This window comes from Streptococcus infantis, assembly GCF_018499575.1.
In the GTDB taxonomy this organism is placed as follows: Bacteria; Bacillota; Bacilli; order Lactobacillales; family Streptococcaceae; genus Streptococcus; species Streptococcus infantis_K.
Window position 1 is genome coordinate 898,387 of sequence record NZ_JAHDAP010000001.1, and the last position, 20,880, is coordinate 919,266.

Sequence of the window (20,880 nt, forward strand, 5' to 3'; positions counted from 1 at the left end):
ATTCTCCTTATTTTACCAAGTAATCTTTCATTTCTTCGAGTGAGACGGGGTGAATAGTGGCTGAACCAAGTTCTGGTACCAAGACTAATTTCATGGTGTTCCCACGCGCTTTTTTATCATGAGTCAAGGCCTGATAAAGCTTATCAACATCCCAGTTTTCATAATCAACAGGAAGGCCAAATTTCTGACACATTTCTCGGATAGACTGAGTGATTCCAGCTGGCATGAGGCCTTTTTGTTCGGCTACCTTAGAGACCTGAACCATTCCCATCGCTACTGCCTCACCGTGCATAACTCGTCCATAACCAACAGTCGCTTCAATAGCATGGCCAATGGTGTGACCAAAATTGAGATACAGACGAATACCATTGTCCAATTCATCCTCGACTACCATCTTGCGCTTGACCTGGCAAGAATGCTCAATCAAACTTTCTGAATGTTCCAAAATACTCTCTACAGAACCATCCATTTCAGATAATATGTCCCAGAGTTCTAGATCTTCAATTAAGCCATACTTGATGACTTCACCCATTCCTTCAATCAATTCTCTCTTCCCTAAGGTTTCAAGAACAGTTGGGTCAATCAAAACGCCGTCTGGTTGGGTAAAAGTTCCTACCATATTCTTAGCAAAAGGAGTATTTACTCCTGTCTTACCACCGATTGAAGAGTCTACTTGAGCAGTCAAACTGGTCGGAATTTGAACAAAGTGAATACCTCGCATGTAAGTTGAAGCTACAAAACCAGCCAAATCACCAACAACTCCACCACCTAGAGCTACGATACCATCGCTACGAGTCAAATCTTGCTTGACCAAAAATTCATAAGCTTTTTGAACCGTGGTTAGATTTTTTCGCTCTTCACCCTCTAGGAAGTCAAAAACTGCCACTTGAAAACCAGCATCCTCTAAGCTCAATTTAACTTTTTCTGCATAGAGAGAAGCTACACGGTTATCAGTAATGATAACGACTTTTTGCGGTCGCCAAAGTTCCCGCAACCATTTTCCTGCTTGAGACAGGCATCCTTTTTCAATCTGAATATCATAAGGATGGTGGGGAAGGTCTATTTTGATTTTCATAGCAGTTCTCCTTTTTCATTATTGATACTTTTGTTTTAGTAATTCCCAGATTTGATCGGTTGGCATTTCCTTACCTGTCCACAACCGAAAAGCTTCTGCAGCTTGGTAGAGCAACATCCCAAGGCCGTTAATATATTGGTTTCCCTGGTTCCTTGCCCACTTTAGAAATGGTGTTTCAAAGGGTTGATAAATCACATCTGCTACCAGTATTTTCTCTGGTAAAACAATACTTGTTGGTATTGGCTGAGAGGTTCCATCCATACCCACACTGGTCGCATTTACCAGTAATTCCGAATCAGTTATCCTTGCTTGCAGTTCAGAAACATCTTCTAAGGCAAACAACTCTACTCTAAAACCTGTTTCATGCTGTAGTTTTTCTAAGTAAGGTTTTGTTTTTTCTATTGAAGCCGAGCGTACAAAGACAGAAATCTGGTCTACTCCATCCAAGATTGCCTGTGACAAAATTGCCTTGGCTGCGCCACCTGCTCCTAACAAGACCATTCTTTTCCCTGATATTTTAAAAGAAGGCAAGCTCTTAAAGAATCCCTTGCCATCTGTGTTATATCCGATTAAAGTTCCTTCTCGATTCACCACTGTATTGACAGCACCAATCAAACGAGCTTCTTCGCTCAACTCATCCAGATAAGGAATCACTTGCTCCTTGTAGGGCATAGAAAGATTGATTCCATACATCTGATAGCGACGAATATTGGCAACTGTTTCTGCCAAGTCAGTTGCCTCTACTTCCCAAGCAAGATAAACACCGTTAGTATTTGTTGCTTCAAAAGCGCTATTGTGAATAAAGGGAGAAACGGAGTGTTTGATGGGATTTGCGACTACAGCTGCTAAACGTGTGTAGCCATCAATCTTCATTTAGAATCTCCCGAATTTTTTTCATGCTAGATAGAGAAATCTGTCCTGGAGCACTGGCTTCATCCAGACTTGCAAAAGACCAGCTAGAGCCCGTTACATCCGAAGTAATACGTGAGACCTTACCCACTTTCCCCATAGAAATGGTTACATATTCTTGTTCAGGGTTCAATGTTTTAAAGCCACGTGTAAAGTTCATCAAATCCAATACATCTTGTTCTGTATGAGCCATAACTGCGATTTTCACAACTTTAGGGTTTAAACTTGTCAACTCAGACAAGATTTCCATTAGATTTTCAGGTGTTTCTTGGAAATTATGGTAGCTCAAGACAAGGTTTGGAAATTCTAACATTTCCTCAAAAACATCCCTATAGCTAAAATACTCAAAATCAATATAATCTGGTTGATAAAGCTGGGCTACTTCCTTGATAATTTGAACATATTCTTCTGAAGAGAGTTCAATTTGACCACCCTCAGCACGAGTACGCAAGGTAAAAACAAGCTCACGTCCTGCAAATTTTTCGAAAATAGCTGGTGCTACCTGCAAAATAGCTTCCTTTGGTAAGAAGTCAGCTCGCCATTCGATGATATCGGCATCATGGTAGCGCATCGCATCAATAGCCTGAGCCTCCTCTAAACTTCTTGGCATTACGGAAACAATTAATTTCATTTACTAACCTTCATGGTAATCACTTTGAGGTAATTACTACTTTCATCTTTTTCATTGTAGACAAAGTCTGCTGGAAGTCCATACTTTTGAAGGACCTGATATTTTCTACCTGCAAATCCTTTGTCGATTTGTTCTGTGAATTTTTGACGGGAAACATTAGCAGCATTAGTACTAGCAATAATGATTCCACCTGGATTTAAAATCTCTAGGCTTTGGGAAATCAATTTATGATAATCCTTAGCTACAGAGAAGGTTTGTTTTTTATTTCGGGCAAAACTAGGCGGATCCAGAACAATCACATCGTAGCTCAAACCCTTCCTCTTAGCATATTTAAAGTATTCAAAAACATCCATGACAAGCAGTCGATGATTGTCTAGACTCAAACCATTGGCATGAAAATGAGCTTCTGATAGTTCTCTTGACCGTTTAGCTAGGTCTACAGAGGTTGTTTCACTAGCTCCCCCCATAGCTGCAGCGACTGAGAAGGCCGCTGTATAGGAAAACATATTGAGTAAGGATTTCCCCATGGCTAGACCATCAACCAAACTCCCACGAACTTCATGCTGGTCCAAGAAAATTCCTGTCATGAGACCGTCATTCATGAAGACCTGGTAAAGAACTCCATTTTCAAGAATCGTGAAAAATTCAGGAGCTTCTTGACCATAGATATGAGCAGACTCGTAATTTAGACCTTTAAAGCGTATCTTTTCATAAGCACCTAAGACTTCTGGAAAAACTTGATGAAAAGCTGCTATAATCTCTTGGCGAAGACTATAAATATAGGAGTTGTACCAAGAGAAAACAACATAATCCCCATAGAGGTCCACAGTCATTCCACCAAAACCATCACCTTCTTGATTAAACAAACGAAAGGCAGTAGTCAACTCATCTTGATAGTAGGTTGAACGTTTTAGTTTGGCTTGCTCAAACAAACTTTCAAAGAAGGTTTGATTAAAAGAGATTTTCTGGTTAGATACAAACCAACCAATTCCCTTATTTTGACGAGATAGATAAGCCTTCCCTAAAAACTCATTGCTTTGGTTGAACAGTTCAACTTCCTGATCCGTTTCAGATAAATCTGGAAAATCAACTTCTTCCAAAAGAACCTGACCTTTGCGGAGCTTTTTTTCGACACGCCGACTGACGAATACTTTATTCATAGATACAATTATATCAAATTTGTTGAAAATTCACAAAATAGAAAGTGATTTCTCCATTGATGTCATAGGAACAATCCAAGCTTTTTGTTTCTGCTTGATTGATTTCTAAACGAGAATGGTCATTTGTGTTGAGAAATTTCATTCTATTACCGTAAAAATAGACATTCACATCCTGAGGTCTATTTTTATAGCGCAAACGTTTGCGCATTTGCTTGCTTTGTGGTAAAATGATTCTCAAATTGTTAAGTATGAGGACTTTCTATGAAAAATCAAACCCTAATGCAGTATTTTGAGTGGTATCTTCCCCACGATGGAAAACACTGGGAACTTCTCGCTTCTGATTCTGAGAATCTTGCCGAACTAGGAATTAGCCATGTCTGGATGCCACCTGCCTTTAAAGCTACCAACGAAAAAGATGTCGGCTACGGTGTCTATGATTTATTTGACCTTGGAGAATTTGACCAAAAAGGGACTGTTCGTACCAAGTACGGTTTCAAAGAAGACTATCTTCAGGCTATTCAAACACTTAAATCACATGGAATTCAACCAATGGCTGATGTCGTCTTAAATCATAAGGCAGCTGCAGACCATTTAGAATCCTTCCAGGTTATCGAAGTAGATCCTGAAGATCGTACAATCGAGCTTGGAGAGCCTTTTACCATTAACGGATGGACTGGTTTCACCTTTGATGGGAGACAAAACACCTACAATGACTTCCACTGGCATTGGTACCATTTTACGGGAACTGACTATGATGCTAAACGCCGTAAATCTGGGATCTATCTGATACAAGGAGACAACAAAGGCTGGGCCCACGAAGAATTAGTCGATAATGAAAATGGTAACTATGACTACCTCATGTATGCCGACTTGGATTTCAAGCATCCAGAAGTGATACAAAATATCTACGATTGGGCCGACTGGTTTATCGAAACCACAGGCGTTACAGGTTTCCGTTTAGATGCTGTCAAGCATATTGACTCTTTCTTTATGCGTAATTTTATTCGTGATATTAAAGAAAAATATGGACAAGACTTTTATGTCTTTGGAGAATTCTGGAATCCCGATAAGGATGCCAACCTTGACTATCTCGAAAAGATTGAAGAGCGCTTTGACCTTGTCGATGTCCGCCTTCATATGAATCTTTTTGAAGCAGGCCAGGCTAGATCTGACTATGATTTACGAACCATTTTTGATGATAGTTTAGTTCAAGTCAAACCAGAGCGAGCTGTAACCTTTGTCGATAACCATGATACTCAACGTGGACAAGCCTTAGAATCTACTGTTGAAGAATGGTTCAAACCAGCAGCCTATGCTCTCATTCTTTTGCGTGAACAGGGCCTCCCATGTGTCTTTTACGGAGACTACTACGGTATCTCTGGTCAGTATGCTCAAGAAGACTTCAAAGATGTCCTTGACCGTCTGCTTGCTATCCGAAAAGAGTTGGCTTATGGAGAACAAGATGACTACTTTGATGATCCTAACTGTATCGGTTGGGTTCGTTCAGGTGCAGACAACCAAACACCTCTCGCTGTCCTTATCTCAAATGCTCAAGACAATTCCAAAACCATGTTTGTAGGCCCAGAATGGGCTGAACGAACCTTTGTTGATTTACTTGGTAATCATTCTGATCAAGTAACTATTGATGCTGAAGGATACGGTAATTTCCCAGTTGCTGAACGTTCTGTAAGTGTTTGGGGACTTGCTAATTAAGAACAAAAAAACTTGCCTGATTGGCAAGTTTTTTTATTATTCATTATTAGTCTTTCCATAGATCCATGGCATTTTTAAAATCGGATGAAACTTGAACATTTTGAGGATTAGTCACTTCTCTCTCCTGGCGTTTCGCCTCCACCTGGGCTACACTCTTAATCCCCTCATGGCGCCAGTTGCGGAGGATTGCTTGGATGTATTTCCAATTTGGCTTGCCATTCAAAACAGCTTCACGCAAGGCTTCTTTTATCAAGTCTGCACTAGTTCCGTCTTCTTTCAAACTCTTTTCCAGATCTTCAATTTCAAAGGGACTCAAGAGGCGACCTAATTCCTGTTGAAAGGTTTCTACCAAACTCTTCAAGTCATTTGGTACAGATTGTACCTGACTTGTTTCCTGCTTCCCAAACAGTTGGTCCAGACGTTCCAAGGCAAGAGTCGCATCGAAAATCACTTCAATCTCACCATTGAGTTCAATGGTTCGGTATTGAAGCAAGCCCTTATCAGTCAAGCGTGAAATAGCTTGATTGACTTCAGTGACTTGCTTGCCAATTTTTTCAGCAATCTGACTTGGAGACAATTCACCTAAAGCTGTTGTATTTTGTAGGTAAAAGAATTGCCAAACCAAGAAATCATCGCTTGACGAGAACAGTTGATTGTAGTTTAAGAGCAGGTCACTTGGTAAAACTAAGTTCCCTGATTTGAAAGCATCTAAATATGTCATAATTCCTCTTATAAATATCCAAAATGAGACACATCATCTTCCACACTTTTCCACTCAAAAGGCGTTTCTTGGTAAACTGCATAATTTACCCAGTTACTGAAAAAGAGGGCTGCAGATGAACTCCAACGCATACATGGAAGTTCATGAATGTCATCATTTTTGAAATAATTTTCTGGTATATGTGGATCTAAACCAGCATCTAGATCTCTAAAATATTCCTTTGCAAGCGTATCGCGATCATACTCTAAATGCCCAAAGCTATATACTTCTCTCAAATCTCGACTCGCAAGGATAGAGATTCCCACCTCTTTTCCTGATGCTAAAATCTCTAGATTTGTTTTATTCAGAATGTCTTCTTTGTGGACTTCTGTATGGCGAGAATGAGGGGATACATATAAATCATCAAAACCTCTCAGTAGAAGATGACCTTCTTTCAAAACATCTTGAGGATAAATCCCAGAAAGTTTCTGGTCCATTTGGTATTTATCTACGCCATAGCGATAGTATAGACCTGCCTGTGCTCCCCAACAAATATGCAAGGTTGAAAAGACATGGGTCTTGGACCAATCGATAACTTGGGTAAACTCTTGCCAATAGTCAACATCCTCAAACGGAAGGTGCTCAACTGGAGCTCCTGTGATAATCAAGCCATCGAAATAATCATCTTTGACTTCCGAGAAGGTCTTATAAAAAGTCTCCATATGCTCTGAGCGAGTTGTTTTAGACTGGTGACTTTCCATATATAAAAAATCAATATCTAATTGCAGAGGAGTATTGGCTAAATGTCTTAAGAGTTGAGTCTCTGTTACAATTTTTTGCGGCATTAGATTTAAAATAAGAATTTTCAAGGGTCGGATATCCTGATGAGCCGCCCGTTGATCATCCATGACGAAAATATTTTCTGTTTGTAAAATCTCAACTGCTGGTAATTTTTTATCAATTCGAATCGGCATGGAAATCTCCTAACTGTATCATACTGGACTCAAGTAACCTGACTGTCATCAAATGGAATAATCCAGCTGATGACACTTCTTCCCTTTATTATACTGTAAGAAGATATAGTTTTCAATTATAGTTTTTCTCTAACTAGATATAGCCTATTTTTATATCCGATGAAGAGAAAACAGCCCTAGGGACTGTTTTTCATTAATAATGCATCAAAACTTTATAATCGTAATCTCCGATTGCTTCACGACCTTTAAGTTCATCAAGTTCAATCAAGAAGGCACAACCGGCTACAATACCACCTAGTTTTTCAATCATTTCGATGGTTGCTTTAACAGTACCACCTGTTGCCAAGAGATCGTCTACAATTAGAACACGTTGACCTGGTTTGATAGCATCTGCGTGCATGGTCAAAGTATCAACCCCATATTCTTTTTCGTAGTCCGCTGAAATGACTTCGCGTGGCAACTTTCCAGGTTTGCGAACAGGCGCAAAACCAATTCCCAACTCAAAAGCAACTGGACATCCCACGATAAATCCACGCGCTTCAGGACCGACGATCATATCGATCTTTTTGTTAGTAGCGTATTGAACAATTTCACGAACAGCATAACTGTAGGCATTTCCATCTGCCATCAATGGGCTAATATCACGGAAAGTAATTCCTTCTTGTGGATAATTTTCAATACTTGCAATGTAATCTTTTAAGTTCATAGCGTTTCTTTCTTTTAAAGTTTTTACTCCCTATTATACCATAATTCCTTAAAAAGCAAAATAGAAAGAAGCCTTGAAACTTAGTCCAAGACTTCCCTTTGTTCTTCAATAGTAGCTGGTTAACCTATCAATAAAATCCTTCCTTCTTTTTACTTTTAGATTTTTGATTCCGTTGACGATTTTGTTCAATACGCCACTCTCGCTCAAAGTAAGACATGGTTTCAAATACTCTCTTTGGCAAGCCAACATCTAGTAAATAGATTGGAATTTTCATAACGTTAGAGTTCTTCTTGCTAGTAAACCTACTTCGTAGACGTCCCCATAAAGAGGTACTTCTCAAAAGATTTTGGTCATAAAAATGAACCTCAATCATATAAAAATCCCTTGCATTTCTACTACCCTTAATTCTCGTGAGGGCAAAGTTTTCAACTTGTCCCCAGGAATAAAACTGCCAGTCTTTCTTCGGAAATGGTTTATAGTAAAATCCTTGAGCCGTACATTTCAAATACTCTTTATCCGAAAAAAGAAGTCGCAAACGTTGGTACAAAATCAAGCCAACGATTATGATTAAAATAGCAATAAAGAGGATGATTGCCACCAATCCCGCAGGTGGTTCTTCGGGATAGGTCAGAAAAAACGAAAGTATCCAAAGTAGAAGAGCCAACTCTAGTAGGTAAAGAACAAAGCTCAAAACAATTTTCTTACTACTCCATTTAAAAATTGTTTCTTCCATTATACCAACTCACTTAAATATTCATAGCGTTCATATTTTTCAAGCAAGGCTTCATTCTTCTCATCTAATTCTTTCTGAAGAGTCGCTAGTTTTCCAAAATCAGAGCCATTTGCCTGCATTTCTTCTTCGATGGCAGAGATACGGTTTTCCAAAGATTCTATATCGCCTTCAATGCTTGCCCACTCCTGCTTTTCTTGGTAGGTCATTCGTTTCTTCTCTTCTCGGACTTTAACGACTTTTTCCTTTTCAACCTTTTGACTTTGCGTTATCGCTTCTGCTTCAAAGGCCTTTTCATCCAGATAGTCCGTGTAATGACCAAAGAAAGGACGAATGGTTCCATTCTCAAAAGCAAGAATCTTGGTTGCTACCTTATCAAGGAAGTAACGGTCGTGGCTAACTGTCAAGACTGGGCCTGCAAATCCTTGCAAGAAATTCTCCAAGACTGTCAAAGTCGCAATGTCTAAGTCATTTGTCGGTTCGTCTAATAAGAGTACATTGGGCTTTTCTAGGAGAAGTTTGAGGAGATAAAGACGTTTCTTCTCTCCGCCTGACAGCTTCTCAATCAAGGTGCCGTGCGTTGAACGTGGGAAAAGGAACTGCTCTAGCAACTCAGCGATAGAAGTTGTAGAGCCACCACTAGTCTTCACCTCTTCTGCCACTTCTTGCAGGTAATTGATAACCCGCTTACTTTCATCCAATCCTTCGATTTGTTGAGAAAAATAGGCAATGCGTACTGTTTCACCGATGATCACTTGTCCATCAGTTGGTTCAAGACTGCCGGCAATAAGGTTAAGAAGGGTTGACTTTCCTACACCATTATCCCCAACGATTCCGATACGGTCTTTGGCTTGTACCAAAAGGTTAAAATTTTGTAAAATCGGCTTGTTCTCATAGGCAAAGGAAACATCCTTAAACTCGATGACCTTCTTACCGATACGACTGGTCTCAAAATTCATGGTCAAGTCTGTTTCAACACTAGTATCTAAAACTTCCTTTTTCAGGTCGTGGAAACGATTGATACGAGCCTGTTGCTTGGTTGCACGAGCTTGCGGTTGTCGTCTCATCCAGGCCAATTCCTGCTTATAAAGTTGTTCCTTTTTGTGAAGAAGAGCTGCATCGCGCTCATCCTGTTCGGCCTTGAGACGGACATAATCTTGGTAATTCCCCTGATACTCTGTTAATCCACCTCTATCCAATTCAAAAATTCGCGTAGAAAGAGCATCTAGGAAATAGCGATCGTGGGTGATGAAGAGGACGGTCTTCTTGGAATTCTTCAAGAAAAGTGTCAGCCACTCGATGGTTGCAATGTCCAGATGGTTTGTTGGCTCATCAAGAAGCAAGAGATCATGATTTCCTAAAAGCACTTGCGCCAATTGAACCCGTCTACGAAGACCACCTGACAAAGCTCCAACAGGAGTTGATAATTCTTGAATACCTAGTTTACTGAGAACAGTCTTGACCTGACTTTCGATTTCCCATGCTTGGAGAGAATCCATCTCCGCCATGACCCGTTCTAGACGCGACTGCTTGTCCTCACTGTAGTTGAGCATAAGCAGTTCATACTCACGAATCAACTGGATTTCCTTGAGGTCACTAGATAAAACAGTATCCAAGACAGTCCTACTATCATCAAAATCGGGATTTTGAGTCAGGTAACCAATCTTGTAATCACTCTTTGCTGAAAAAGGGCTAATATCGCCATCAAAACCTGAAACACCTGAAAGAACATCTAATAAAGTCGTCTTTCCTGTCCCATTGACACCAATTAGACCGATACGATCTAAGTCGTGGATGATAAAAGAAATATCCTTAAAAACGGTCTTATCACCAACGGATTTACTTAGTTTTTCAACGATAAAATCACTCATTTTCTCTCCCTTAGGTAAGCATGGATGGCTTGACGGTCATTTCCCAATTCTCCATCCACAATAGCATACTCAATTTCTTCTAAAACATCCCCTAATTCAGGACCTGGCTGGTAGCCGTACTCTTTGATGAGAATACCTCCATTGATTTGCATCTCTTTCTTATCGTGAATGGTCAAACTCTCGTAGGTTTCTGTGACTGCTTGCGGATTGACTTTCTTCCCTTGAGCTTTGCGAAGATTTTCAGCCTGTAGAAGTAAGTCCAAATCAAAACGGTAACAATCACGCTTGCCGAGTTCCCCTTCTTCTCGGAGAGCCAAAATAGACAGCAAATCCTGCACCTGCTTGGCAAATTGGCGTGAGGTCTTCCAATGTTTTAAAAATTGTTGAGCATTTTCTACTTCTAAAACCCATAAAAGTGCTGCCCAGGCTTGTTCAGAAGATTCAAAAGTAAAATCATTTTCTAAATCAAATAAAGACTGGAGTTTCTCATGACTGCCTACCATATCGGGAAGATAATTATAAGCTTGACTCTCAATCATAGAAGATAAACCTACTTGCCAATGAGGAGCTAGTAGAAGTTTATCAAATTCGACAAAAGTACGCTCCACAGAGATTTTCTCCAAGAGAGGAGTCAAAGACTTCATGGCTTTAAAGGTTTCAGTTTCAAGTTCAAAGCCAAGACTAGCCTGAAAACGAAAGCCACGCATAATACGCAGAGCATCTTCGTTGAAACGCTCACTGGCAACTCCAACTGCACGTAGGACCTGATTTTCTAAATCTTTGAGACCATCAAATAAATCGACGATTTCCCCTGTCTCATCCAAGGCAAAGGCATTGACTGTAAAATCTCGGCGTTTGAGATCTTCTTCGAGTGAACGAACAAAAGAAACAGAACTTGGTCTCCGATAGTCTACATAGACATCCTCTGTTCGAAAAGTGGTGACTTCGTACTCTTCATCTCCATCTAAAACCAAAACGGTCCCATGCTCAATGCCAATATCAGCTGTGCGTGGAAAAATCTGCTTAGTCTCTTCAGGATAAGATGAAGTCGCGATATCCACATCATGGATGGGGCGATTGAGTAGAGCATCCCTAACAGATCCACCTACAAAATAAGCCTCGAATCCTGCTTCTTTAATTTTTTCTAATACTGGTAAAGCCTTCTGAAATTCAGAAGGCATTTTTGTTAATTTCATAGTAAGTGTTCTAATCCATAGACAAGCTCATGACGCTTGACAACTTCTTTGATTCCCAAATTCACCCCTGTCATGAAGGAGCTACGATCATAGGAGTCATGACGCAGAGTCAATCCTTCTCCCTGATTTCCAAAAATGACTTCCTGATGGGCTACCAATCCTGGTAAGCGAACCGAATGTATACGCATGCCATCAAAGTTAGCACCACGCGCACCAGCAATGAGTTCTTCCTCATCAGGTGCCCCTTGTTGAATAGACTCACGAACTTGTGCCATCAACTCAGCTGTTTTAATAGCTGTACCACTCGGTGCATCTTTTTTCTTGTCATGGTGAAGCTCAATAATCTCCACATTTGGAAAGTATTTAGCTGCTTGTGCCGCAAATTGCATGAGCAAGACCGCACCCAAGGCAAAGTTAGGAGCAATCAAGCCACCCAAGTTTTTGGAACGTGAAAAATCTTTTAGTTCTTCTATTTCTTGACTAGTGAAGCCTGTTGTTCCAACGACTGGAGCAAAGCCATTTTCAAGAGCAAAGCGTGTATTCTCATAGGCAACAGCTGGGGTAGTAAAGTCCACCCAAACATCCGCATCATAGCCTGTTAAGTCATTTTTATCGTTGAAAACAGGAATCCCCTGCCAGTCAGATGCAGACTCAAAAGGATCCAAAACGGCTACTAGTTCCAATTCAGGATCAGACAAAACCATCTGACAAGCAGCTTGACCCATTCTCCCCTTAAAACCTGCGATAATCACTCGAATACTCATCTCTACTCCAGTCTAAGATACAAAGCCTGTAAGAACACAAAGTGAAAATAGGAGTTCTGATTAAGGAGTCGATACTCCTTGGAAGAACTATCTTTTTCACACAGGGTTCCAGGCGTGTTCAATTGCTAAGATACAAAGGACGTTAGCTGACCATGAAAAATAGGGGATGGCGCTGACTTCCCATGAAAGGCAAGACAGGCATCTTTTTTCAAGAGGCAGATAGTCCGTGTTCAATTTCTAAGATACAAAGCCTGTAAGAACAATCTAGACGATTGGTGTATAACCCAAAGCAATACTTCCTTCACCAAGGTGAGTCCCGATGACGCTACCGAAGGTTGCAATTGAAATATCTGTAGCTACTCCACCATCTATCAAAAGCTGACGCAAATCTGCTGCTTTTTGAGGGGCGTTCCCATGAATCACTACAATTCGGTAGTTCCCGTTACTTGTTGCTTCTTTGACAATTTCAACCAGGCGTTTTGTTGCTTTCTTCTCTGTACGAACCTTCTCATAAACTTCGATAACACCTTGATCACTGAAATATAAGATTGGTTTAATACTCAGAAGGTTTCCTAAAATAGCTGCGCCATTTGACAAACGACCACCTTTGACTAGATGATCAAGGTCATCCACCATGATAAAGGCAGAAGTATGTTCAATCTGTTCAGTTACCTTTTCTAAGATAGACTCGAAATCTTCTCCCTGCTCAACCCACTGAAAAACACTTTCCACCATAAAACCTAGTGGAGCACTTGTAATACGAGTATCAGGAAAAGCAATTGTTAATCCTTCGAACTCATCCATCATATACTGGATATTCTGGTGAAATCCTGAAATCCCAGAAGAAAGGAAGAGGCCCAAAACATGAGTATAACCTTTTTCTTTCAAGGATGACAAAATTTCATCTAACTTAGCAATACTTGGCTGACTTGTTTTCGGCAGTTCAGATGAACGAGCCATTTTTTCATAAAATTCTTGAGCGGTTAGATTTACACCTTCAACATACTCCTGTCCATCGATATTCACAGGAATGTCTAGCACAAATAAGTCTTCTTTCCGCAAGGTTTCCGCTTGTAGAAAAGCAGATGAGTCTGTTATGACCGCTAATTTCATTTTTAAAACTCCAAATTAATTCCTGGTAAATCTAATGCGATTTCCGTCACTTCGTAAGTCAAACGGTTTAGCATATCCAAAGAAGGACGAGCAAGCGTCTCAACTTCTTCTTGACTGAAGTCACTTGGTTGATCTACGATGCGACCTTCTACGTGGTTTACTTGAGAAATAGTACCACTTATAACAAATTTATCAAAGACAATCATAAAGCTCAAAACAACTACGAGAGAAGTCACCTGATTTTCTTGGTCATGTTGAAGTAGTTGGAAATTCACATCAACCTTTGTTTCAGGAATTCCGTTCTCATTTTCCCATTCAAAATTACGAGCATCAAAGTGATACTGACTAACAAATTCTTGTTCACGTTTTAAATTCATCATATTCTCCATGGTTACAATTTACTTTGACATTGTAACATATTTTCTTATTTTCTGCTAACTTTCCTAAATTCCGATTTCTGCTTTCACAACTTCAGCGATGGTATCCACATAGTAATCTACTTCTTCAGTTGTTGGTGCTTCAGCCATGACTCGCAAGAGTGGTTCAGTTCCACTTGGGCGAACGAGAATACGGCCGTTACCAGCCATCTCTTCTTCCATCTTATCGATAATAGCCTTGATAGCTGGCACTTCCATAGCTTTTTCTTTCATGGCATTTTCCACACGGATATTGACCAATTTTTGAGGATAAATCGTTACCTCTGAAGCCAACTGAGACAAGCTCTTACCTGATTCTTGCATAATCTTAGTCAATTGAACTGCTGACAACTGACCATCACCAGTTGTGTTATAGTCCATCAAAATAACATGACCTGATTGTTCTCCACCTAGATTGTAGCCAGATTTTCTCATTTCTTCAACTACATAGCGGTCTCCAACAGCAGTGACAGCTTTATTAATGCCTTCACGGTCCAAGGCTTTATGAAAACCAAGGTTGGACATAACTGTTGTCACAATCGTATTTTGAGCCAATTGACCTTTCTCAGAAAGGTATTTCCCAATGATATACATGATCTTGTCGCCATCGACAATTTCACCATTTTCATCCACAGCAATCAAACGGTCGCTATCACCATCAAAGGCCAAACCAATGGCAGATTGACTTTCTTTCACAAGTTCTTGCAAGGCTTCTGGATGAGTGGAACCAACGTTCAAGTTGATGTTGAGTCCATCTGGAGTTTCTCCGATAACAGTGATTTGAGCGCCCAAGTCTGCAAAAATTTGTCGAGCACTTGTTGAAGCAGCGCCGTTTGCAGTATCCAAGGCTACCTTCATCCCTTCAAGAGCTGTTCCAGTCGAAACAAGATAAGCTTCATACTTGCGCAAACCTTCTGGATAATCAACCACAGTACCTAGACCTTCAGCGCTTGGACGTGGAAGAGTATCTTCACTCGCATCAAGCAAGGCTTCGATTTCGGCTTCCTTGTCATCGTCAAGTTTAAAGCCATCACCACCAAAGAATTTAATTCCATTATCAAGGGCTGGATTGTGGCTAGCTGAAATCATGACACCTGCACTTGCTCCCTCCGTTTTAACCAAGTATGCTACTGCTGGTGTTGCAAGAACACCAAGCTTATAAACGTGAATTCCAACTGAAAGGAGACCAGCAATGAGAGCTGATTCTAACATTTGACCTGAAATACGTGTATCACGTCCTACGAAAACCTTAGGCGCTTCTGTCGCATGTTGACTGAGGACATATCCTCCGAAACGTCCCAATTTAAAGGCCAATTCTGGCGTTAATTCTACGTTTGCTTCTCCGCGGACTCCATCCGTTCCAAAATATTTACCCATTTTAACATTCCTTTTCTAGTATTTTTTTAATTTAAGATTCTGGCTTCGTCTCTGCTGCTGTCGTTGAAGAGTTTTCAGTAGACGAAGTATTACTTGTTGTTCTGACAGTTTTAGTTGAGACTTTCATAGTCGTTTCAAAAGGTGTGATAACTGTTGGTAAGACAGAACCATTTTTATCCACAGCTTGCAAGGGAACTGATCCAGAGTAGTTTCCTGTAATCTGTTCACTCGTTGGTAAAACGGCTACAATTCTATCAATCTTAGACAGTGTATCCGCATCGCTAGTTACTGAAACTTTTTCATCAGAAACAGTCACACGTTCGATGATAATACGCTCATCAATTTGACTAGAATCGATTTGAGGAACCACTGGTACGTTATTTTTAGTGACTTTCTTACCAATCTTGACTGTGATTTTTTGTGGTGTTGCGACAGCTGTCAAACCACTTGGAAGATTTTCAATGTTCAAGGGAACTTCAATCGTTCCTTCTGTAGCTTGTGTCAAATCAGCAGTCACTTTAAATTTACGAGTGCTCTCTTGCATCTCACTAGCCAAGGTGACTCGATTTGAACCCGTCAAAAATACCGTTACTTCTGAGCTAAAACCACTAATGAAATATTGGTCACTATCATACTGAATATCAATCGGGACATTAACTACCGTATTGGTATAGGTTTCAGTTCGAGTTTGTCTAGCATTTGTATTGTTTTGATAATTGATTGATGTTGCATAGATAAATAGGACACATGCAAAGAGGAGTGAGGAGATGATATAAAGACTATTTCTTTTCATTTTTCCACCCTCCTAATAGGCGTTCTTTAAAGCTTGGCTCTTGTACATCCTTAGGAATCAATATACGACATAGTTCTTCCTCGAATTCTTCCAAACTTAAATCATGTTTGAAGACACCGTTGTAGGTAATAGATATACCACCGGTTTCTTCTGATACAACAAAAGTTAGGGCATCTGAAACTTCGGATAATCCAATGGCTGCACGGTGACGAGTTCCGAACTCTTTAGAAATACCTGTGTTTTCAGTCAGTGGTAAATAGGCAGAAGTTACTGCAATCCGATCTCCACTGATAATGACTGCACCGTCATGGAGAGGTGTATTAGGGATAAAGATGTTAATTAATAACTCAGCAGAAATCTTAGCATCCAAAGGAATTCCTGTAACGATGTACTCCTGCAAAGTTCTCACACGTTGAACAGCTACCAAAGCTCCAATCTTTCGCGGGCTCATATACTCAACCGATTTTACAAAAGCCTGAATCATCTGTTCTTCCGAACTCATAGGAGTATTTGAAAAGAAGTCCGTAGCTCGACCTAATCGTTCCAAACCTGTCCGAATTTCTGGAGAAAAGATAACAACCGCTGCGATAACTCCATAAGTAATCAATTGGTTAATCAACCAGGAAATAGTTGTCAAGCCCAAAAAATTAGCCGCAATCTGAGCTAAGATAAAAACTAAAACTCCTCGAACCAGAATCATAATCTTGGTTCCTGCAATTGATTTTGTAAATTGATATAAGATATAAGCAACGATTAGAATATCAATCACATTTATCGCAATACTCCAAGGACTGGAAAACAAACTAGACCAGTATTGAAGATTAGATAATTGCTGAAAATTCATCCTGTGTCCCCTCTCCAAAAAAGCTTCTCTTCATTATACCATTTTTAATGGAAATTTTCTCCCCCCTACCTCATTTTAAATTAGTAGAAAATATGATAGAATAAAATGATAAAAATGAAATAAGGAGAAACCATGTCTGAATTATATGATATTACCATCATAGGGGGTGGCCCAGTTGGTCTTTTCGCAGCCTTTTATGCAAATTTACGTCAAGCTAAAGTACAAATCATTGACTCTCTTCCTCAATTAGGTGGCCAACCTGCCATCCTTTATCCTGAAAAACAAATTCTTGATGTCCCAGGTTTCCCGAATCTCACTGGTGAAGAATTAACGAATCGCTTGTTGGAACAACTTGAAGGGTTTGAGACGCCTGTTCACCTCAACGAAACTGTTCTTGAAATTGAAAAAGAGAATGATGTTTTTAAGATTACAACTACTAAAAGCACTCATAGTAGTAAAGCTGTCATTATCGCTATGGGAGGTGGAGCTTTTAAACCACGTCCATTGGAATTAGATGGTGTTGATAGTTATGAAAATATCCATTATCACGTTTCTAACATTCAACAATATGCTGGTAAGAAAGTAACCATCCTGGGTGGAGGAGACTCTGCTGTGGATTGGGCCCTAGCTTTTGAAAAGATTGCTCCAACTACACTGGTTCACCGTAGAGACAACTTCCGTGCCCTCGAGCATAGTGTACAAGCCTTACAAGAGTCTTCTGTGACTATCAAAACACCATTTGTGCCGAGTCAACTTCTTGGAGATGGAAAAACTCTTGACAAGCTCGAAATCACAAAAGTCAAATCCGATGAGGCCGAAAGCCTTGAACTGGATCATCTCTTTGTTAATTATGGCTTCAAATCATCAGTTGGTAATCTTAAAAATTGGGGATTAGAACTGAATCGTCACAAGATTATTGTCAATAGCAAGCAAGAATCAAGCCAGGCTGGAATTTACGCTATCGGTGACTGCTGCTACTACGAAGGTAAAATTGACCTGATTGCGACAGGACTTGGTGAAGCTCCTACTGCTGTCAACAATGCCATTAACTACATTGACCCAGAACAAAAAGTACAACCAAAACACTCTACAAGTCTATAAGAAAAAACCACGAATCCTAGGATTCGTGGTTTTAGATTTCATCTGCAATTTTGTTGATCTTCCTCAGTCGATGATTGACACCACTTTTGGTGAGAGGGTTTGTCAAACTGTCTGCCAATTGCTGGATAGAATAATCTGGATGTTGGATACGTAAATGCGCTACTTCCTGCAAATCTGCCGGAAGATTATCCAAACCAATTCTATCTTTGATTTTACTGATATTGTTGATGGTTCTCATACTCGCAGAAACTGTACGAGCAATATTAGCCGTCTCTGCATTATTAGCACGATTGAGATCATTTCGAGTTTCTCGGAGAATCTTGACGCCTTCAAAAGTATCTCTCGCCTCCATGGCTCCCACTAAAATCAGGAAATCCATAATATCTTCAGCTCGCTGAAGATAGGTCACCGCGCCTTTTTTTCGTTCGATAACTTTGGCGTCTAGCAAAAATTGCTGCAAGAGCGAAGCAATCCCTTGGGCGTGGTCTACATAAACGGAACTAATCTCTAACTGATATTTGCCTGACTCGGGATCTCTGATACTTCCATTGGCTAAGAATGCACCACAGAGATAGGCACGACCCGCTTCCTCATCTCCTAAAATATCTGGGTCAATCCCTGTTTCCAAGCCAAAGAAAGAATCTGCTAAGCGTAAATCCGCTAACAGTTCTTGAACACGCTCATCTGTAAAAACAGTATAAACACGATTTTTTCGAAGATTGCTTCTCTGGTGGTGACGAATCTCAGACTTGATCCCATAAAAGTGTAAGAACGATTCATAGAGATGACGGGCTAACTTAGCATTTTCTGTAATGACGGACAAGGTCAAACCAGAGCTCGATAAACCAATACTACCCGACATCTTGATAATAGCTGATAATTCATGTCGACTTAGGTGATGCTGACTTAAAATTTCTTCTTTTACTGCTACTGTAAAACTCATTTTCTCACCTGTATGATACGCATGAGCTCATCTACGATTAAATCACCATCGTGAAAGGCTCCCCCATTTTCCAAGCGTAGAAAGTTGGATGAAATAACACGTGGGACTTGCTTACGCAAACCTTCAAAATCATGCTCAACCTGCACCAAATATTCATCAAAACGGTTGGTATCCATATAATCTCTCGGAACCTTTTCGATATTAACAAGTACGGTATCGATAAATGGGCGTCCCAAATGACGATGCAAGACTTCTACGTGATCACTATCTGAGAAATGCTCAGTCTCTCCTCGCTGGGTCATAATGTTGCAGACATAAGCAATTTCAGCCTTGGTTTCCAGAAGTGCCTGACCAATTTCTTCAATAACGATATTCGGTAAAATCGAAGTAAAGAGGGAACCTGGTCCCAAGACAATCATATCACTCTCAAGAATCGTATTGACAACTCGGCGACTTGCCTGTGGCTTTTCATCATCCAGGGTATTGGTGACATAGACATGGTCAATCATTCCTGGATGATCTGCGATGTGACTTTCCCCAGCTACTTCTGATCCATCTTTGAAGACAGCATGGAGTGTCAAAGGATGGTCACTTGATGGGAAAATTTTGCCTGTCGTATGGAAAAATTTACTCAGTAATTGCATGGCATTGTAGGTTGAACCCTGCATTTCAGAAAGTCCTGCTATGATAATGTTTCCTAATGGATGACCGGCAAAAGCACCTGCATCCTCAGAAAAACGGTATTGAAAGACCTTCTCATAGAATTTTGGCATATCTGACATGGCCACAAGAACATTACGCAAATCACCTGGTGGTGTTAACTGTTGAATGTTTTTACGAAGTTCACCCGAAGAACCGCCATCATCAGCAACGGTTACAATGGCTGCGATGTCTACATCCTTTTCCCGTAGACTATTTAAAATAACAGGGATTCCGGTTCCTCCACCAATCACTGTAATTTTTGGTTTTCTCATGAACGGTTTACCGTTTCCTTTCTTCGATCTTTATCACGATGACTTTCATTTACAGGCCAATTTTTAGATAAATCATTTGCTAATCGCTTGGCAAAAGCAACGCTTCGGTGTTGACCACCTGTACAACCCACTGCAATGGTTAAAACAGACTTACCTTCTTTTTTATAACCTGGTAGAATTGGTTCAATCAAGGCTAACAAATGACGATAAAAATCTTCAGATTCCTTATGATTCATGACATAGTCATAAACTGCCTGGTCTTCACCTGTCTGGTTACGAAGTTCTGGAAGATAATAAGGGTTTGGCAAGAAACGAACATCAAATACTAAATCGGCATCAATTGGAATTCCATATTTAAATCCAAAGGACATGACCTCAATACGGAAAGATTGCGTTTGTTCTTGGTCCGAAAACTGCTCTGCAATGGTCTTACGGAGTTCACGAGGTGTTAACTCTGTCGTGTCTACCACGTTTTGACTCATATTTTTTAATGGAGCCAAGAGTTCACGTTCCAGCTTGATACCGTCCAAAATACGACCATCTGCTGCTAGAGGGTGACTTCTTCTTGTTTCCTTATAACGTGCCACTAATTCCTTATCAGCCGCATCCAAAAAGAGGATTTTAAAGTCTAAATCATCTTGATTTTCCAATTCATCCAAGACAGCTTGAATCTCTGAAAAGAAAGAACGACTACGCATGTCCACCACTAGGGCTAACTTGTGGTCATCATCCTTGGTTTCTACCAACTGTAAAAACTTTGGCAAGAGGGCAGGTGGCATATTATCAATGGTAAAATATCCTAAATCTTCAAAGGATTGAATGGCTACAGTTTTCCCTGCACCACTCATCCCTGTTACAATCACCAGGTGAAGTTGTTTCATTGTCATCAT

The 20,880-nt window shown here is 40.2% G+C and carries 21 protein-coding genes; 2 read left to right on the top strand and 19 right to left on the bottom strand.

What is annotated here, in order from left to right:
- Window positions 1-7: 7 nt before the first annotated feature.
- Genes aroB through KJR31_RS04395 form a run of 4 tightly spaced genes read right to left on the bottom strand, consistent with a single transcriptional unit; the run spans window position 8 to window position 3,775 of the window.
- On the bottom strand, window positions 8-1,075 hold the full coding sequence (aroB, locus tag KJR31_RS04380) for a 3-dehydroquinate synthase (RefSeq protein WP_214262247.1): 1,068 nt from the start codon (window positions 1,073-1,075) through the stop codon (window positions 8-10).
- 18 nt (window positions 1,076-1,093) lie between these two features.
- A complete protein-coding gene (locus KJR31_RS04385; protein ID WP_214262248.1) occupies window positions 1,094-1,948 on the bottom strand; it encodes a shikimate dehydrogenase in 855 nt (284 codons plus the stop codon).
- Entirely contained in the window at window positions 1,938-2,615 is a 678-nt protein-coding gene (gene aroD, locus KJR31_RS04390; protein WP_214262249.1) for a type I 3-dehydroquinate dehydratase, read from the bottom strand. The genes KJR31_RS04385 and aroD overlap by 11 nt, the downstream gene beginning before the upstream one ends.
- On the bottom strand, window positions 2,612-3,775 hold the full coding sequence (locus KJR31_RS04395) for a class I SAM-dependent rRNA methyltransferase (protein ID WP_214262250.1): 1,164 nt from the start codon (window positions 3,773-3,775) through the stop codon (window positions 2,612-2,614). Before KJR31_RS04395 ends, aroD begins: the two co-directional genes overlap by 4 nt.
- Window positions 3,776-4,036: 261 nt before the next feature.
- Here KJR31_RS04395 and KJR31_RS04400 point away from each other — a divergent pair, with 261 nt between their 5' ends.
- Window positions 4,037-5,488, top strand: coding sequence for an alpha-amylase (locus tag KJR31_RS04400; RefSeq protein WP_214262251.1), 1,452 nt, complete (start codon window positions 4,037-4,039; stop codon window positions 5,486-5,488).
- 46 nt (window positions 5,489-5,534) lie between these two features.
- On the opposite strand, the gene KJR31_RS04405 is transcribed toward KJR31_RS04400, so the two are convergent.
- From KJR31_RS04405 to cdaA, 12 genes are all read right to left on the bottom strand, one after another.
- The gene (locus KJR31_RS04405) at window positions 5,535-6,209 is read right to left on the bottom strand and encodes a DnaD domain-containing protein (RefSeq protein ID WP_214262252.1); all 675 of its coding nucleotides are present in this window, start codon (window positions 6,207-6,209) and stop codon (window positions 5,535-5,537) included.
- Between the two features lie 8 nt (window positions 6,210-6,217).
- On the bottom strand, window positions 6,218-7,162 hold the full coding sequence (metA, locus tag KJR31_RS04410) for a homoserine O-acetyltransferase MetA (protein WP_214262253.1): 945 nt from the start codon (window positions 7,160-7,162) through the stop codon (window positions 6,218-6,220).
- Window positions 7,163-7,355: 193 nt separating this feature from the next.
- Window positions 7,356-7,868, bottom strand: coding sequence for an adenine phosphoribosyltransferase (locus KJR31_RS04415; protein ID WP_214262254.1), 513 nt, complete (start codon window positions 7,866-7,868; stop codon window positions 7,356-7,358).
- Window positions 7,869-7,995: 127 nt separating this feature from the next.
- The gene (locus KJR31_RS04420) at window positions 7,996-8,601 is read right to left on the bottom strand and encodes a hypothetical protein (protein WP_214262255.1); all 606 of its coding nucleotides are present in this window, start codon (window positions 8,599-8,601) and stop codon (window positions 7,996-7,998) included.
- On the bottom strand, window positions 8,601-10,469 hold the full coding sequence (locus KJR31_RS04425) for an ABC-F family ATP-binding cassette domain-containing protein (RefSeq protein ID WP_214262256.1): 1,869 nt from the start codon (window positions 10,467-10,469) through the stop codon (window positions 8,601-8,603). The genes KJR31_RS04420 and KJR31_RS04425 overlap by 1 nt, the downstream gene beginning before the upstream one ends.
- The gene (locus tag KJR31_RS04430) at window positions 10,466-11,665 is read right to left on the bottom strand and encodes a CCA tRNA nucleotidyltransferase (RefSeq protein WP_214262257.1); all 1,200 of its coding nucleotides are present in this window, start codon (window positions 11,663-11,665) and stop codon (window positions 10,466-10,468) included. Before KJR31_RS04430 ends, KJR31_RS04425 begins: the two co-directional genes overlap by 4 nt.
- Complete coding sequence (gene dapB / locus KJR31_RS04435; protein ID WP_214262258.1) at window positions 11,662-12,429, bottom strand: 4-hydroxy-tetrahydrodipicolinate reductase; 768 nt, start codon at window positions 12,427-12,429, stop codon at window positions 11,662-11,664. Before dapB ends, KJR31_RS04430 begins: the two co-directional genes overlap by 4 nt.
- Before the next feature lie 264 nt (window positions 12,430-12,693).
- Entirely contained in the window at window positions 12,694-13,542 is an 849-nt protein-coding gene (locus KJR31_RS04440) for a DegV family protein (RefSeq protein WP_214262259.1), read from the bottom strand.
- A 2-nt stretch (window positions 13,543-13,544) separates the two neighbouring features.
- Entirely contained in the window at window positions 13,545-13,919 is a 375-nt protein-coding gene (locus KJR31_RS04445; protein WP_004252208.1) for a DUF1149 family protein, read from the bottom strand.
- A 66-nt stretch (window positions 13,920-13,985) separates the two neighbouring features.
- Window positions 13,986-15,335, bottom strand: coding sequence for a phosphoglucosamine mutase (gene glmM, locus KJR31_RS04450; protein ID WP_214262260.1), 1,350 nt, complete (start codon window positions 15,333-15,335; stop codon window positions 13,986-13,988).
- A 31-nt stretch (window positions 15,336-15,366) separates the two neighbouring features.
- Window positions 15,367-16,128: a CdaR family protein gene (locus KJR31_RS04455; protein ID WP_214262261.1), complete on the bottom strand. Its 762-nt coding sequence runs from the start codon at window positions 16,126-16,128 to the stop codon at window positions 15,367-15,369.
- Window positions 16,115-16,972, bottom strand: a complete 858-nt coding sequence (gene cdaA, locus KJR31_RS04460; RefSeq protein WP_214262262.1) for a diadenylate cyclase CdaA — start codon at window positions 16,970-16,972, stop codon at window positions 16,115-16,117. The genes KJR31_RS04455 and cdaA overlap by 14 nt, the downstream gene beginning before the upstream one ends.
- Before the next feature lie 132 nt (window positions 16,973-17,104).
- Here cdaA and KJR31_RS04465 point away from each other — a divergent pair, with 132 nt between their 5' ends.
- Complete coding sequence (locus tag KJR31_RS04465; RefSeq protein ID WP_214262263.1) at window positions 17,105-18,073, top strand: NAD(P)/FAD-dependent oxidoreductase; 969 nt, start codon at window positions 17,105-17,107, stop codon at window positions 18,071-18,073.
- Between the two features lie 31 nt (window positions 18,074-18,104).
- Here KJR31_RS04465 and whiA read toward each other — a convergent pair whose 3' ends face one another.
- From whiA to rapZ, 3 genes are read right to left on the bottom strand one after another with little or no spacing between them, the layout of a single operon-like run.
- Window positions 18,105-19,016 (bottom strand): DNA-binding protein WhiA, encoded by a 912-nt coding sequence (gene whiA, locus KJR31_RS04470; protein ID WP_214262264.1) that lies wholly within the window; start codon window positions 19,014-19,016, stop codon window positions 18,105-18,107.
- Window positions 19,013-19,990 carry a YvcK family protein gene (locus KJR31_RS04475; RefSeq protein ID WP_214262265.1) on the bottom strand — a complete coding sequence of 326 codons (978 nt, stop codon included), beginning with the start codon at window positions 19,988-19,990 and terminating at the stop codon, window positions 19,013-19,015. The genes whiA and KJR31_RS04475 overlap by 4 nt, the downstream gene beginning before the upstream one ends.
- On the bottom strand, window positions 19,987-20,877 hold the full coding sequence (gene rapZ, locus KJR31_RS04480; RefSeq protein ID WP_214262266.1) for an RNase adapter RapZ: 891 nt from the start codon (window positions 20,875-20,877) through the stop codon (window positions 19,987-19,989). The genes KJR31_RS04475 and rapZ overlap by 4 nt, the downstream gene beginning before the upstream one ends.
- Between the last annotated feature and the right edge of the window lie 3 nt (window positions 20,878-20,880).